14 protein-coding genes are annotated in these 15,530 nt (G+C 60.7%); 4 read left to right on the top strand and 10 right to left on the bottom strand.

All coding sequences use genetic code 11. The annotated features are described in order from the left end of the window. Position 1: 1 nt before the first annotated feature. From LB556_RS22125 to LB556_RS22085, 9 genes are all read right to left on the bottom strand, one after another. On the bottom strand, positions 2–898 hold the full coding sequence (locus LB556_RS22125; protein ID WP_224569843.1) for a hypothetical protein: 897 nt from the start codon (positions 896–898) through the stop codon (positions 2–4). 754 nt (positions 899–1,652) lie between these two features. Beyond that, positions 1,653–2,447, bottom strand: coding sequence for an ABC transporter ATP-binding protein (locus LB556_RS22120; protein WP_224569842.1), 795 nt, complete (start codon positions 2,445–2,447; stop codon positions 1,653–1,655). Then, the gene (locus LB556_RS22115; protein ID WP_224569841.1) at positions 2,444–3,166 is read right to left on the bottom strand and encodes an ABC transporter permease; all 723 of its coding nucleotides are present in this window, start codon (positions 3,164–3,166) and stop codon (positions 2,444–2,446) included. The genes LB556_RS22120 and LB556_RS22115 overlap by 4 nt, the downstream gene beginning before the upstream one ends. Next, a complete protein-coding gene (locus tag LB556_RS22110; protein WP_224569840.1) occupies positions 3,166–3,885 on the bottom strand; it encodes an ABC transporter permease in 720 nt (239 codons plus the stop codon). Before LB556_RS22110 ends, LB556_RS22115 begins: the two co-directional genes overlap by 1 nt. Then, a complete protein-coding gene (locus LB556_RS22105; protein WP_224569839.1) occupies positions 3,878–5,065 on the bottom strand; it encodes an NAD(P)/FAD-dependent oxidoreductase in 1,188 nt (395 codons plus the stop codon). Before LB556_RS22105 ends, LB556_RS22110 begins: the two co-directional genes overlap by 8 nt. Positions 5,066–5,112: 47 nt before the next feature. After that, positions 5,113–6,570 (bottom strand): NAD(P)/FAD-dependent oxidoreductase, encoded by a 1,458-nt coding sequence (locus LB556_RS22100; protein WP_224569838.1) that lies wholly within the window; start codon positions 6,568–6,570, stop codon positions 5,113–5,115. Further along, positions 6,567–6,863, bottom strand: a complete 297-nt coding sequence (locus LB556_RS22095; protein ID WP_140709768.1) for a (2Fe-2S)-binding protein — start codon at positions 6,861–6,863, stop codon at positions 6,567–6,569. Before LB556_RS22095 ends, LB556_RS22100 begins: the two co-directional genes overlap by 4 nt. Continuing rightward, a complete protein-coding gene (locus LB556_RS22090; protein ID WP_224569837.1) occupies positions 6,838–8,004 on the bottom strand; it encodes an NAD(P)/FAD-dependent oxidoreductase in 1,167 nt (388 codons plus the stop codon). The genes LB556_RS22095 and LB556_RS22090 overlap by 26 nt, the downstream gene beginning before the upstream one ends. 61 nt (positions 8,005–8,065) lie before the next feature. Further along, positions 8,066–8,932, bottom strand: coding sequence for a transporter substrate-binding domain-containing protein (locus tag LB556_RS22085; protein ID WP_224569836.1), 867 nt, complete (start codon positions 8,930–8,932; stop codon positions 8,066–8,068). Between the two features lie 244 nt (positions 8,933–9,176). Here LB556_RS22085 and LB556_RS22080 point away from each other — a divergent pair, with 244 nt between their 5' ends. The 4 genes from LB556_RS22080 to LB556_RS22065 all read left to right on the top strand — a co-directional run bounded on the left by LB556_RS22080 (position 9,177) and on the right by LB556_RS22065 (position 14,645). After that, positions 9,177–10,064, top strand: a complete 888-nt coding sequence (locus LB556_RS22080; protein WP_224569835.1) for a LysR substrate-binding domain-containing protein — start codon at positions 9,177–9,179, stop codon at positions 10,062–10,064. A 1,042-nt stretch (positions 10,065–11,106) separates the two neighbouring features. Then, positions 11,107–12,768: a Na/Pi cotransporter family protein gene (locus LB556_RS22075; RefSeq protein WP_224569834.1), complete on the top strand. Its 1,662-nt coding sequence runs from the start codon at positions 11,107–11,109 to the stop codon at positions 12,766–12,768. Between the two features lie 140 nt (positions 12,769–12,908). Continuing rightward, positions 12,909–13,424 carry an NUDIX hydrolase gene (locus tag LB556_RS22070; protein WP_224569833.1) on the top strand — a complete coding sequence of 172 codons (516 nt, stop codon included), beginning with the start codon at positions 12,909–12,911 and terminating at the stop codon, positions 13,422–13,424. A gap of 321 nt (positions 13,425–13,745) precedes the next feature. Continuing rightward, complete coding sequence (locus LB556_RS22065) at positions 13,746–14,645, top strand: autotransporter-associated beta strand repeat-containing protein (RefSeq protein WP_224569832.1); 900 nt, start codon at positions 13,746–13,748, stop codon at positions 14,643–14,645. Positions 14,646–14,791: 146 nt separating this feature from the next. On the opposite strand, the gene LB556_RS22060 is transcribed toward LB556_RS22065, so the two are convergent. Continuing rightward, on the bottom strand, positions 14,792–15,400 hold the full coding sequence (locus LB556_RS22060) for a hypothetical protein (protein WP_224569875.1): 609 nt from the start codon (positions 15,398–15,400) through the stop codon (positions 14,792–14,794). Positions 15,401–15,530: the final 130 nt, after the last annotated feature.

Genomic DNA, 15,530 nt, shown 5'->3' with positions numbered 1-15,530 from the left:
ACTAATCACCGCGCGATACGCCACTTGCTGGTCGAAAGATGATCGACATCGCAATATATAAGAGCAGAAGCGTCACCTCTGCGAAGTTAACAAGCGCAAACTGAAGCGCCGAAATAATTCCATTGGAGGCATCCAGAAAATAGAAAAACTCCCCATCTATAGGGTACCTAAAAAATGTCATCCGCGAAGGAGGGACGCTCGGCGCAAAGTATGTAACAAATTTGAACACAACAGAGCCAACAGAAACCAACGAAAGAACATAAAATGCTCTCCTGATGATCGAGAGATTCTTATCTCCGCCATCAAACAATTGGTAAGCACGCGACTTGACGCTCATCAAATGACCGGGAAATCTAATAAAATAGTAATTGAACAATAAAAGAGGAACTAAACTAAAATATGGAGATATAACCAGGGCGAAAATAGCGTTTTCGGAGCTGCTCGTCGAATAGAACTTATTTCCATATTCCGAATATTCGGCAATATTCTCCTTGAAGAGCGATACGTCTTGAATGAGACGGGTGATCTGGTCTCTATCCGGAACTCCAAGGCTCTCAGACAGCATGGTGGCGAACAACATAGCCACTAAGGACGAAGAGAGAAGGCTCAAGAACACGACATTCGTCGAAAATACGTTCTGCTCGGACGTATAATTTTGAGCAGGAAGCATCTTTACTTTATATAAACAGAACAACAGATACGGGAGCAGCGTAAACGGGAAAAATAACGGAGATATCGCTATCGATCCCGCAAACAAGGTGCAGTCCGTTGCCTGGACTGGCACAAGTTGGCAATGCCTTCCATGAATGCCTTTCCCCCCAGAAATCACCCGCACCAAAAGCAGGGCACCCGCAACGACGATCACCCAACCAGAGAAAAACAGCCAATTGGATTTCATCGCCAAACCTTCAAATCAGCCTATGGTACCGCCTCGACCAGCCAGCCTTGATCTTAGGCCTGGCCCGCCCCGTATAGGCGCGCACAACATCAGCAATGCCAAGCGCGGTGCCCGACACCATATATTTCCGCCGCTTTTTGGGATTGCTGCAGTTGCCGCCGCACTACCCCCGCAGCAAATTCGGTAACACATCCGTGATCGTCAGATAAGAGGCTGGGCGGTATCCGCAGAAGAAAATTTCGCTATCTACATAAGAATAATCTAATTTACACTTAGGTATATTGTTCTCTTTGGCCGAGAGCCCACGGTGAGGAAATGATTGCCACCCGAACTAGCGGCAGTAGAGACAGATACTCGGCCGCCGCGTTATGTCCCACTTGTGACACAAGCGCCAATTCTGGCGGAGTTCTCGTGGGATCAAGTTCTGACGCAACCCACCTCGGTCTGTTGGTCGCCAATGTCCGCTTTTAGGCGATGGCAAAGCGATCATCTATGACTGAGATTGGGCGCAAGCTGGCGTTCGCGTCGTGGATAGCTTTCGGGTCAGACTCTTCCGCTCCCTACCGGTCTTTGCAGCACCGAGACAGGCGCATCACGCCCGACACTGTAGAAAATATCGCATGCTCTCCGAGTGGGGGGGAAAGGTGGTAGCGCTCTCCCGTCTCGACCCCCCGATGGCGAGCGAATGTCTCCGATGATCAAATTTGTCCAGCAGTTTGACCGGACGCCCAACTGAACGCGAGGGTCTTTGCTGTTATCGCGTCAAGAACTGGCGAAGGCGTTCAGAGCGACTTGAGCTGAAAACTTCGTCGGGTCGCCCCTCCTCTTCAACAACTCCCTTGTGAAGAAAGACGACCTTGCTCGACACGTCCCGGGCAAAGCCCATCTCGTGCGTGACCACCAGCATGGTGCGCCCCTCTTCCGCCAGCGCCCGCATCACTTTCAGCACCTCGCCGACAAGCTCGGGGTCGAGGGCGGAGGTGGGTTCATCGAACAGCATTACGCGGGGGCGTTGACCGAGCGCTCGCGCGATGGCGGCACGCTGCTGCTGACCGCCCGAAAGATGGATCGGATAATGATTGATCTTGTCGGAGATGCCGACCTTGGCCAACAGCTCCTTGGCCTCCTCGACACATTCAGCGCGCGAACGGCCCTGGACGTGGAGCGGAGCCTCGATCACATTCTCCAGCACTGTCTTGTGCGACCACAGATTGAAGCTCTGAAAGACCATGCCGACATGGGCGCGCAGGCGGTCTACCTGCGCCCGGTCGGCGGGCTTCGGGCCGGCTTTCGTCTGCTTCATCCGGATGGTCTCGCCACCTATCGAGACTTCCCCTCCGGTCGGAGTTTCCAACATGTTGATGCAACGCAACATTGTGGACTTGCCGGAGCCCGAGGATCCAAGAATCGAGACCACATCCCCATCGTTGGCGTCGAGCGAAACGCCTTTGAGCACTTCGAAAGCCCCGTAAGCTTTTCGGAGATCGCGGATGCGGACGGCTGGCACTATCTCATCTGCCGGCTCGTGCTGTTGTTGCGGCAGGCTCATGCTGCATCCTCTCTCTCGATGACGACCGGTGTCGATACAGATCTCAGATGCGGCGTCAGCCAGTATTCCAGGAGATGGATGACGCGCGTTATGACGTAGTTGATAATCAGATAGATGCTTCCCGCGACGACGAAGACTTCGACCGCGCGGTAGCTCTCGGAAATCAGCTTCGCAGCAAGGCCAGTGATTTCCATCATGGTGATCACCGAGGCCAGCGCCGTCGCCTTCACCATCAGGATGATTTCGTTGCCGTAGGCCGGAAGAGCCTGCCGGATGGCAAGGGGCAGCACGATACGCCGGAACACGGTGATGCGGCTCATGCCACAGGCACGGGCGGCCTCTATCTGGCCTTCGGGCACGGAACGCAGCCCACCCCGGATTATTTCGCTGCCATAGGCAGCCGTGTTCAGCGCAAGCGCGATGATGGCGCACCAGTAAGGCTGGCGCAGGATCGGCCATAGCACACTGTAGCGAACTGTCTGGAACTGACTGAGGCCGTAATAGATCAGAAAGATCTGGACCAACAGCGGCGTCGAGCGAAACAGGAAGATATAGACGCGCGCGATCCACTCGAATGGGCGGATGCGTGATAGACGCAGCAAAGCCAGGATGAGGGCAAGGACCATTCCGAGCCCCACCGATACGAAAGCCAGTTGCAGGGTCAACGGGACGCCGGGCAGCAGTCGAAGAAAGGCACTGAGAAAGAAGGAAAAGTCCATTACCCCCTCCTGAGCCCGCGAGTGAAGTGCCTTTCGGCGAACTGCAATACCCATCCCGAGGCGGAGGAAATGAGCAGATAGAGGATCGCCGCCGCCAGAAAGAAGGTGAAGGGCTGCTTGGTCGAGCCCGCGCCGATCTGAGACTGGCGCAGGATTTCGACAAGCCCCGTCACCGAGATCAGCGACGATTCCTTGAGAACGAGCTGCCAGATGTTTGCCAGGCCCGGCAAGGCGAAGCGCAACGTGAGCGGCGCGATGATGCGCCGGAACGCGAGCGCTCGCGACATGCCCGTGGCGTAGGCTGCATCGATCTCTCCAAGCGCTACGACCTGATAGGCCCCACGGAAGACTTCGGTGTGATAGGCGCCCGACACGATCGCAATTGCCAGGCAGCCGGCGAAAAAAGCCGGCAGGCTGAGGAAGCCGTTGGCTCCAAAGAACCGGCCGATGGGTGTCAGGACGGCGCTGGAGCCGAAGTAGAAAAGATATATCACCAGAAGGTCGGGAATGCCGCGCAGAACCGTCGTGTAGCCATCGGCGACCGAGCGGACGATCCTTCCTCCGGAAATCTTCGCCCACGCCCCGAACGTGCCTATGATCGCTCCGGCGATGAAGCCTGCCATTGCGACCGCGATCGTCATTGCGCTTGCAGCCGCCATGGCGGCACCCCAGCCCCCGGGTGCAAAGCTGAAGACGGTCATCAGCCCGAAATCATTCATGACCAGCCTCCTGTGAGACTTTGCGGTCAGGAATGCGCGTGGTCCCCAGCATGTCGTTGCTCGAGAAGCGGCCCGGGTTGAACGCGGCTATCGGAATGGCACTTTCACCAGTGGCGACCAGATCAGCAATGACCGAGCCGACGATAGGGCCGAGCTGGAACCCGTGCCCGGAAAAGCCGAAAGCGTGCCAGAGATTGCGGGCGACCTGACTGGGACCGATCACCGGTATGACGTCTGGCATCAGGGCTTCCAGTCCGGCCCAGCTTCGCACGATGGTCGCGCGGCGCAGGATCGGGAAAAATTCGCAGACGGTCTGGGCGCTCACCACCATTCGGTCCGCAACGGTGTCAGCCGTCTCGCTATTCAGGTCGGGATCGCCGAGAACCCCTCCCCCGATGACGACTGTGCCGGCTTCCGTCTGTTTGAACGAAAGCACCCGGTCGATGCCGATCACCACGGGGTCGATGAAATGGGGCATGCGAGACGTCACCATCAGCGTCGAGGCAAAATGCGTCCTGGGCAGGTGCTCGCCGATCATTTCCGCGACTTGCCAGGCCCACGCTCCGCCGCAGTTGATCAAAATATCGGCCCTGAAGACGCCGCTCTCGGTCACTACGGTCCAGCAGCGGTCGCCCTGCTCGAGCCCGGTCACGCGCGTCCGCTCCATGAAGCGGACGCCAAGCTGCTCGGCACGCAGCCGAAATGATTGCGTCGTGCGGAACGGATTGGCATGACCGTCCCGGCGCGAGATGATGCCGCCACGGCAGATATCGGCTGCGGCAGGAACCAGACGCCTGAGTTCTCTGGCGTCGATCACTTCCTCAAACTCGTGGCCGAGCGAGCGCATTTGGGTCACCCGCGCATGGCACCATTCCATCTCGGCTTCGCTTTCGGCGATGCCAATCTGCCCGACACTGCCGATGAATTCGCAGTTTCTTGCCAGATCTGGACCAAGCAGGTCGTCCAGGCGCTCCCAGGCGTCCATTGCGGCTATGGATAACGGTACTTCGGCTTGGTGGCGCATCAATTGCCGTACGCCGCCCGCGTTGACGCCCGAGGCGTGGCGACCGACGGTGTTTTTTTCCAGCACGATTGTACGTAGGCCCCGCAGCGCGAGGTGGAGCGCCGTGCAGCAACCGTGGATGCCACCGCCGATCACGATTGCGTCTGTCGCGGTCATTGCGGCTTCCCAATCCGTCCCATTGTGCGGCTTCTGCTTCTCATCGCTCAAACGCGCTGGCTCGGGTCACCGTCGACACCCATTGGCGACGGCCTCAAATCGCGTTCGGCGTTGCCGAGCTCGGCAAGCTGAGCGACAGGCAGCGGCTTCACCGGCAGGCGCAACCGGTAGTAGCCGACGGTCTCGATGTCAGTTTCGAGGCTCTGCGCCAGGACGCGGGCGACAGTGCCACCGCACATGCGGCCCTGGCACTGACCCATGCCGCATCTGGAGAAGGACTTGAGCTGGTTGATGTCAGTGAAGCCCTCTGCGACGAACGCGCGCAGCTCGCCAGCTGTCACCTCCTCGCAGCGGCAGGCGATTGCCTCGTCGGCTAACCGGCGTACAGCTTCGGTGGGGCGGTAGGTGCTGTCGAGGAACGCACGGAACCGGGCCTCCCGCTGGAGATGCCGACGCTCGGGAAGCGCGCGCTCGTCGCGTTCGGCCCGCGAAATGCGACCGATGCGGCAGGCAGCATCAAGTGCAGCCAGTCGTCCACGATGCGCCGCCGCTCTGGCGCCGGAGATACCCGCGCCATCGCCAGCGACGGCCACCAACTCCGTGCTCGTTGCACCCCACTCGTCCGTCCAGGGACGCCAAGCCATCTGCGCGGTGTCCCACACATGCCTGCAGCGTAGACTTGCGGTGATCTGGTTGTTGGGGACCACACCCTCATGCAGAAGTAGAAGCGACGCCGGCAGCCGCTGCCGCTTGCCGCGAGTTTCGAAGCTGACGGCCTCCACGCGCGAAATGCCCTCGACCGCGAGGTTGCGCCCACTGAAGACGGGGATGCGGGCCTTTCGCAACGCAGCCATCCAGGACAGGCCCTTCAGCAGATCGCGACCAAAGCCCGATAGCACTGGCAGTGCTGCGAATCCGGTCTCGAACAGTCCTTTTTGCGATGTGTCGATGACGGCACTCAGCGGCGCGCCTGCTTTCATGACCTGAAGCGCCACGAGATAGGCAAGAGGCCCTGAACCGGCGATCACAGTCGGTTCTTCTGGCACCAGGCCGGACGCTTTCATAAGCGTCTGTGCCGCACCTGCTCCCATGACGCCGGGCAGCGTCCATCCTGGAATCGGAACCGGACGCTCCATTGCGCCAGTTGCCAGAATGACCCTGCCGGCTCTCGTCAGATAGGCTCGGCCCTTTTGCGATACACCGAGCTTGCCTGCAGCCGATATCTGCCAGACAGCGCTCAGGGGCTCGTATGCGGCACCGCTCCTGCGGAACCGCTCCACCAGCGCAAGTCCCTTGGCGTAGTCGGCGCCGAGAATATTGCTCAATGCGTCGTGCTTGCGGCTGTTAGCTTCTATGTTCCGATAGATCTGTCCGCCAGGCGTTGGCTGCTCGTCGAACAGTATTGTTTCCACGCCAAGTTCCGCAGCGAGTGCCGCGGCCGCCAGGCCTGCCGGGCCGCCGCCGACAATGGCAAGCTCGCAGTGTGTTCGCGGGGCATCGGTCATGCTGCGTCGAACCTTCCCGTGCCCAGTTGTGATCGCACTTGGGAGCCTTCTCTAACCGGCACCAGGCAGGCCTGCTGGTCGGCCTGCCCATCGATCTCGACCAGGCAGTCGAAGCAATTGCCGATCATGCAATGGGGCATGCGATCGGTTCCACTGACCGGCGTCGTGCGGAACCGCTCAATGCCTGCAGCCAGCAATGCCGCGGCAACGCTGTCGCCTGGCCGGCACCGCAATGGCCGTCCATCGAAGAAGATCGTCGTGGTCAAATCATCGGTCCGGAGTCGTCGAAACATGCTGGGCCTTCCGAGTGGACGCGGATGTGTCGGTTTGGCGTCCGAAGAACCGGGCCGGCCGAAAATCCTGGAGCGCATCGTTGTCCGAGTCGCCCGCGAGTTCGGCGGCAACAACTTGTCCGAGCCAAGGCGCAAGCGTCGCTCCGCTATGGGTGACGGCAGCATAGTAGCCGCTTACTTCCGGGACCGGACCGACGGCCGACACGCCGTCGCCTGGGATCGCGCGATGCGACAGCCGCACTGCCTCGGGCCTGGCCCCTGCAAGCTCCGGATAGATGCGCGATGCGCGCTCGATCATCGCGACAGCAGCGGGGTAAGTATCGTCCGAACTGCTTTCCAGCGTGAACCCTTGTTCGTCGTGCTCGCTGTGCAGCATGATCCGGCCCGCGCCATCGGGCCGGAGGTTGACTGCACTGGTGCGGACCACCCGCCGCACACCCGATTGGGCGGGGGCGGTCACAACGAGAAGGCCGATCGTGGGAGCCAGCGGGAAGGTCATGCGCACGTCCTGACCCAGATCATTTGCCCAGCGGCCCGTGCAGTTGACGACCACGTCTGCACCGATCGTCGTTCCTGACGCCATCCTGACGCCCGTGACTTTGTCGCCGCTCAGGTCGACGCCAGTGACGGTCTCACGGCTTAGTTTCGCCCCGAGGTCGCGGGCCTTGCCGAGGAAAAATTCGATGTAGACGCTGGGGTCCACCCAGCCTTCGTCGGCAAAATAAGCGATCTTCGCGTCGCCTGACGCTTCGCGAGCCACGGCGGGCTCCAGCCTGTGCAGCCTGTCGGCCGAGATCCATTCGGCCGCATAGTTCCATCCGATCAGACGTTCGACCCGCTCATCGAGTTCCTGCGCCTCATGCGCATTCGAGCGCCATTCGATCGCTCCGCCGCCATGAAACCAGGGACGTGCGCCAAATTCATTTTCGAGTTCCCGGTGCGCGCGCATCCCCAGTGCATTGATCAGGTGGTAGTTGTAGGGGGTCTTTTCGTTCGAGTTGGTCCAGGCAAAGCTCGAACCACTGGTGCCGGCGCCGGGATGGTCGCGCTCAACAATAGTCACGGAGTGGCCTCGTTCCGCGAGGCGATAGGCGATCGACGTGCCGAGGAGCCCGGCACCCACAACGACAAACTGGGTCATGCTATCAATTTTTCCGATGGACAAGATGGGCGGCCGCACATGTGCGCCCGCCCGGCTGAACTCAATCCTTGGGCGTGATATCAACCCCGAACCACTTTTCCGTTAGGGTCCGGTTGAACCCGTCGGTGTTGACCTCGGCAATGGCCGCGTCGAACTTTGCCTTGAGCGCGGTGTCGTCTTTGCGCATGGCCACATTAGCCGTGCCGCTGCCGAGAACGCCTTCGATGAATGTGGGGCCGGCAAGGGTCGCGCCAGCCAGGTCCGGCTGCTTCATGGCGGCCTTGAGCATGGTGATATTGCCCATGACCAGGTCGACGCGGCCGGCGGCAAGGTCGAGGTTATGCTCGTCTGTCGTCTTGTATTCGCGGATTTCGACCAGGTCCTTCAGCTCGGCCGTGGCAAATGTCGCCGCCGTCGAGGAGCCCTGGACGCCGAGGATCTTGCCCTTAAGCGCCGTGGCCATCGCAGCGATCGCTTTCTTGGCGCCTTCCGGGTCCTTCTTCAGGCTGTAGTCGACCCTGGAGCCAAGTTCCGAGGCCAGCGGATTGTCCTTCATCATCATGAAGGCGTTGGGCGCCTTGGCGTAAGGCACAGAGAATGAGGCCACCTTCTGCCGCTCGGGCGTAACCGACATTGACGCGATGATGGCGTCGAACTTTCCGGCGTTGAGCGCGGGCAGCATGCCGTCCCAGTCCTGGGCGACGATCTCGCAGTCGGCCTTCATGCGGCGGCACAGTTCTTGGGCGAGATCGATCTCGTAGCCCGCAAGCCTGCCGTCGGAGGAGGTATAATTCCAGGGAGCATAGGCGCCCTCGGTCGCAATGCGTATTTTCGACCATTGGCCGGCCTCGTCCGCGCGGGCGGCTCCGGTGAGGAAAATGAGGACGCTGGCCGCTAGGCCCATCCATCGTATCAATCCCGTTTTCATTGTTACCCTCTTTTTGATTGGCAGCGCGCGAAAGGACCACCTCGATCCATCTATCGGGGAGAGTGACGCAATCGCGATAGTCTCTGCTCAGTGGTTATTTGCGGCGCCGCAATGGCCAGTTCCGGCGCCAATCAGCGGGAGACTTCTCCTAGCAGGTGGAGAATAAAGCGAAAACCACGGCAATTGACAAATATGAAAAGCTTCGTGTTCTATAGCTTTTTCCTATAGTGATCGGTCGAGAAAAATGAACTACAGACAGTTGCAGGCGTTTCGTGCGGTGATGGATGCAGGAACGGTGATCGGCGCCGCCAATCTCCTGCACATCTCGCAGCCTTCCGTCAGCGCCCACATTGCCAACCTTGAACACGCGCTGAAGATCCAGCTGTTTGTGCGGCAAGGCGGCCGGTTGGCTCCGACCGCGGAGGCCTACCTGTTGCACGAGGAGGCCGGTCATATCGTCAAAGGCATGGCGCGGCTGCGGCGGCTGGCGGCCGATATACAGCAGCTCGATGCGGGCCGGCTGATCATCGGCGCCTATCCCGCGCTGTCCAGCTACGTGCTACCCCGCTTTATCGGTGCCTTCGCCCGCCGCCATCCGAAGCTGCGGCTAGCGCTGGAGCCGGAGGCTTCAGTACGGATCTCCGAACTCGCAGCAAGCAAGCAGCTCGACATTGGCCTGATGACTATGCCGGTAATCGATCCGGCGACGACCTGCGACCTCATTTTCGAGACCGCTTCGGTCTGCATCCTGCCGGCGGAACACCCGTTGAGCGAGAAGGAGACGATCGAGGCTTCTGACATACGCGACGAAAGCTTCATCGCGCTGGGGCGCGAGGACGGATCGCGTCAGGCCGTCGACCGCAGCCTCGACGAAGCGGGGGTTCGCGTCGAGACTCGTTTCGAGGCTCATTATAGCGACGCCGCCTGCGCTCTCGTGGCCGAGGGGCTTGGCGTCTCCATCGTCGACAAGTTCTCAGCGGAACGCTGGCGCGGAACGCTCGCCATCAAGCCGTTCCTTCCCTACGTGCCCTGCCATGTCTATCTAACGCGCAGCCGCACGCATATGTCGTCCCTCCTCCAAGAGCAGTTCGAGCGGGAGTTCCGCGTCTATCTGGAGGAGCACTTTTCCTAAAGACACGATCAGCTGCTCCAATGTGCAGCAAAGGAAAACGAGGGTTGGCATCACCCTCGGGGGATGTCCCGTTTGGGGCGCGTATCAGGGTTCGTGCTGACGCACTATCAGGAAGGCATATGTCCCGGAAAGTCGATGCCTCCCAAACTATCCAAAAGCCGAATCTAGTGTCCCGCTTTGTCCATAAGCGCGCGCAACTCGGGCTGAGACCTGACCCAGAAAGTTCGAAAAGCTTCCAGGAACCCCAGTCGATGGTCAATTGTAGAACCGCCTGTTGACCGCTTCGGGGCCGGTAACGGACAGGCGGCTTTCGGGCGCGGCCGGATTGGCAGTGGACGTTGGGTGCAAAGGGTTGCGAAAGATCGAGTCTCGTTCGCCGTCAGTGCCGGTGCAGCGCAATCAGCGCAATGACGGTTGGCTCTCGTGGACGGGCTTGAGCTAAGCGCCATCGCATGTTGTGCCTGCTCCCAAGCAACCACAAAGCCTGCCTGTAGGCCGGCCGTCAGCGGACTTGCAACTTCAGGCTGCGGATCTTCAAAGAGCGGACATCGGGTGGGCGCGGACGTCGTCGTGACCTGACCTAATGCTGTCGTTCGCATTCAGACTGCAAAGGGCTGCGTCGGTTAGTTCTGCGCATTTACCGCAGCCGCATCGGCGGGGAGCGTTTCAGAGCTGGGACCGAAAAGTACAGTCGGTGAGTGCCACCGTATCCCGAGACACTCAAGCTCGAATTAGTTTGGGCCGGAGATCATTGAATTGGGATCGTGGCATTCACCGCCTAACTAAGCGAGCATGGATAAGCCGAAACTCACGGTCTGGGTCATGTTGGTGCAGATCGCGCCGGCATTTATCTGCGGTTGCTCCGCACGTGATTGATTGGTCATCACGAATTTGACCACGTCCGTGGGACAAAAATGATGATCCGGCTAAAAGCAATCGGGGTATTATCGATCCTTGCAATGCTCAGGATTCGCGCCGTCATCTTCCCTTTTGCTGTCATGGCGTCCGCGCCGCTGGCTGCTGTCTGGATGCGTGGCCCGGCATGAGCGGCTCGGTCGTCCTGCTGCATCTGGCCGGTGCAGTCGCGCTGATGCTGTTTGCCACCCGTATGGTCAAGACCGGAGTCGAGCGCGCCTATGGCGACGTGCTGCGTCATCGTCTGCGCGCCACCATGCGCAATCCGGTCATGGCGGTGCTGGCTGGAACGGGCCTCGCGATCGCGCTGCAAAGCTCGACGGCGGTCACGCTGCTGGTCGGCTCCTTCGCCGGTTCCGGCATCGTCTCGGGCGCCGCCGGCCAGTTGGCCGTGCGTGGCGCCGAGATAGGCTCGGCCCTGGTGGTCAAGCTGCTGACCTTCGATCTCACCCTGTTGGTGCCGCTCTGCCTGATATCAGGCACGGTGATGTTCATGGCCACCGAGCGCCGGGACTGGCGCCAGACCGGCCGCATCCTGGTCGGCATCGGCCTCTTGATCCTGTCCCTGGAAATGATCGGCCAGGCGTCCGAGCCGCTGCGCAACAGCCAGCTGCTGCCGGTCATTCTCAATTACTTCTCCAGCGATTCCATCACCGCCTACCTGCTGGCCGCGATGATCACATGGCTGTTCCAGTCGAGCATCGCGGCGGTGCTGTTGATGGCGACACTTGCCGGCCGCGGCCTGATCACCCCTGAACTCGGCTTCGCCCTCGTGCTCGGCGTCAATCTCGGTTCGTCGCTGATCGCGCCGATGCTGACACGCTCGGCCAGCCCCGAAGTGCGTGTCGTGCCGGTCGGCAACCTCCTGATGCGCGGCCTGGGCTCGCTGGTCATGCTGATCCTGTTCATGATCTTGCGGCCGCATGTCGCCTTCCTAGGCCCGACGGCGGCCGATCAGATCGTCAACGCCCATATTCTGTTCAACGTCGTCATCCTGCTCGCGGGACTGCCGCTGGCCGGTTTGGTCTACCGGGCTTCCGAAAGGATCGTGGCGCTCGGCGCCAGGCCGGCGCCGGCCGCCACGCTCGACGTCGTCGAACTGTCGGCGCTCAACGAAAGCGCGCTCGACGTGCCCAGCCAGGCCCTGGCCAACGCCACGCGCGAGGTGGTGCGCGTCTGCGAGACGGTCGAGATCATGCTCAAACGCATCATCGAGCTCTATGAAAGCGCCGACGCCGACAAGATCAAGGCGCTGGCCTCTCTCGACGACCGCGTCGACAGGAAGCATGCGGAGATCAAGCTCTATCTGGCAAAGCTGACCAGGAACCCGCTGGCCGAGGACGAGGCGCTGCGCTGCCAGGAATTGATCGGCGCCTGCGTCAAGCTCGAGCAGGTCGGCGACATCATCGTGCGCAACATGCTGGCGCATGTGAAGAAGAAGCTCGAGCGCGGGCTGGAATTCACGCCCGAAGGCTGGCGAGAGCTGTGCGCCTTCCACGCCTCGGTGCTGGCCAACGCAAGGCTTGCCTTCAACGTGCTGGTCTCGCGCGATGCCGAGACCGCCCGCCAACTCGTGCTGGAGAAAGACCAGTTGCGCGACCGCGAGAAGGAAACCAGCGCCAGCCACTTCGTGCGCCTGCGCGACGGCACCGCCAAAAGCATTGAAACCAGTTCGATCCACCTCGACACCATCCGCGACCTGAAGCAGATCAACTCGCTGCTGGCGTCGATGGCCTACCCGGTGTTGGAAGAGCGCGGCCTGCTCACCGGCTCGCGGCTTGTCGTGTAGCGAGTTCGTTGCGACAGGAGGGAACGATTGGGTGCAATCGATAGGATTTGCGATCACCATCGTCGTTACGGCAACAACTCTCACTAGAACCAGCGTTATCAACGCTGTTTCCCGGCCATCGCCGGCGGGAGGCCCAGGGAATGAAATCTGACGACAGGATGTCGAAGGAAAAACAGGTCATACTCAAGGCCAAGAAAGGCAAACCCATCCGCCAGGTCGCGGTAGTTCCGTTTCGGCTGGATCCAGGCGGGAAGGTCGAGGTGCTACTCATCACGTCGCGGACGACGAGACGCTTCATCGTCCCGAAAGGCTGGCCGATGAAGGGTAAGAGTGGCAGGAAGGCTGCGACAACGGAGGCGCGAGAAGAGGCAGGAGTCCTTGGCAATGCGCCGAAGAAACCCCTTGGGGCATACTCCTATTGGAAGCGCCTTTCTGATCGCTTCGTCAACGTAACCGTCGAGGTCTACCTGCTGTCGGTCACCGAGGTACTTCCAGACTGGATAGAATCGTCCCGGCGAAAACGGGCGTGGCTGTCGCCTGCTGATGCATCGAAGCTGATTGACGAGCCGCAACTTGCCGACCTAGTGCTAAGCATGGCCGATCCAACTGTTGCAGAGGATTGGCTTCTTAGCCAATCGTCGAAGTACACCCGCTGACCTGACGGAGGTTGCCTGCCGCCCAACATTATACATCTTGAAACGACCGCCGACGGGCGAGGCGGAAATTGGCCAGCGAACTCGCAGAAGTTCGTTTATGGCGCGACCATGACTCCAGCGTGATCGCCAGCAAGGTCTGCTGTCAGGAAGCTGCGAAGCCGCCCTCTACGGCCGACATGAGGCGCATTGCACTCACGGCCCCACTTTGGAAGTGGAGCTGCTTTTTGTCAGACCTCCGTAAGCGGTGTTTCCGGGCCACCTTTCGGGAATGATCGCGATCTGTGAGGTTGCCGATCCTGTAATGGGATCGGAGATAGGCTTGTGTCTGGACTTGACCTTACGCTTGGTACACTCGCCTTCAACCTCGACAATAACTACAGCTTCGCCGGGCTGGTTTCGGGCACAGGCGGGTTGACCAAGCTCGGCTCCGGGGTGACCACGCTTACGGGCAACAACAACTACGCCGGCCCGACCAGCGTTCAAGCCGGCACCCTGATCGTCAACGGCAACCAGTCGGGCGCGACGGGCCTGACAACGATCGCAGCCCTCGGGACGCTGGGCGGCACGGGCACGATCGGCGGTGACGTCAACGTCGTCGGCGCGATCAGCCCCGGTGCTGCCGGCAACGCTCCAGGCACGCTCACCATCAAAGGCGCTCTGAGTCTGGCCAGCTCGGCTGCGCTCAACTACAATTTCGGCCAGGCGAATGTGCCGGGCGGCGCACTTAACGACCTGATCGATGTCGGCGGTAACCTGACGCTGGACGGCACGCTGAACATCACGCAGACGGCAGGCGGCACTTTTGGGCCTGGCGTCTACCGCGTCATGAACTACAATGGCACGCTGACCGACAACGGGCTCAACGTCACCGATCCGAACTATTTCGTGCAGACCTCCGTGGCCAACCAGGTCAACCTGGTCAATTCGGCGGGCCTCACGCTGAGCTACTGGGACGGCAATGCCGGCCCGCACTCCAACGGCATTGTGAATGGCGGCAACGGCACCTGGCGCGCCGCCGGCGAGTTAGGGTCAGCGACATTGTGGCGGTTCAATTTTAATGTCGGCTATCACGCGAGCACAGCCGACTTTGCAAACGCGATCCGAAGCAAGCTCGTGAATGAAATTGCGGGTCTGTCTGCAAGCGTGCACCCTGCGGCTTATCAGGTCCACTTAGGACCGGTTGTCGATTGCGACACGGTCGGAGAGGAACCTGGACGATAAAGAGCCTCTAACGGATGCGGCTTGGTGGTGTCCGTGTTTGCGGCTTCGGTCCCGTCGCCGAGCCTGTCTGGCTTTGTGCCGAATCACGCGTGCGCTCCTTTGCCGATAGATGCCGTGTCGGCAGACCGGGCGCCGACCCGCTCGCCTCACATCGGCGGAACGACGCCGTGGTTCCCGACCACGATGCGACGCGAAATGAGGGCGCCGTCGCTGTCCCGCTCGGCCGTCAGGAAGACGGGCACGCCGGGGGCCAGGTCCGACGGCGTGGCGCTCGCGACGGTCACGATCGGGGTTGATTGCGGGATAGCGATCTGCTTTTTCTGGCCATTGTCGTAGGTGAGCGTCACTGCGCGGCCATCGATTTCTGTCACGTCGGCGACGGTGCCGTTGGTCATCCGGCTGTTGGGTTGCAAGTCCCAGTCACGGTCGCCTTCACCGGTGCCTTTCAGCGCGGCCGGGAAGATCACGACTTCCAGCGCGCCGCTGCCGCCGTCGGCCTTAGAGACCGAGGCGACGCCTAGGAAATCGCCCTGCTTGATGTCGGCCGCAGAGGCCTTGGCAACGCCGGAGATGGTCCATCTGTCGGCGAGCGCAACTGTGTCGGTTTTGCCGTCGCGGTCTTTCACCGTCAGCGTCGACCCGACAAGGCTGACCACCGTGCCGCGCACGCGAACCGTGTCTGCGGCCCGGGCATCTACGGCGCCGGCAAGGGCTGAAATCGTGCCGAGCACGATCGCGAAAATCTTCAAGTTCATGGCATCGATCCTTCTGCAAATGGCTGGGACGCCGCTGGCGGCCAGCCTTGACATCAAGCCAACGAAATCGGAACCTCGAAAATGCCCCTGCCGGGGGCGCCCAGTCTTCAAAATATCTTGATCCGGCGCC

It is taken from the genome of Mesorhizobium sp. ES1-4, assembly GCF_020164745.1.
Classification (GTDB): domain Bacteria; phylum Pseudomonadota; class Alphaproteobacteria; order Rhizobiales; family Rhizobiaceae; genus Mesorhizobium.
This window is presented reverse-complemented; position numbering and strand designations above follow the sequence as displayed.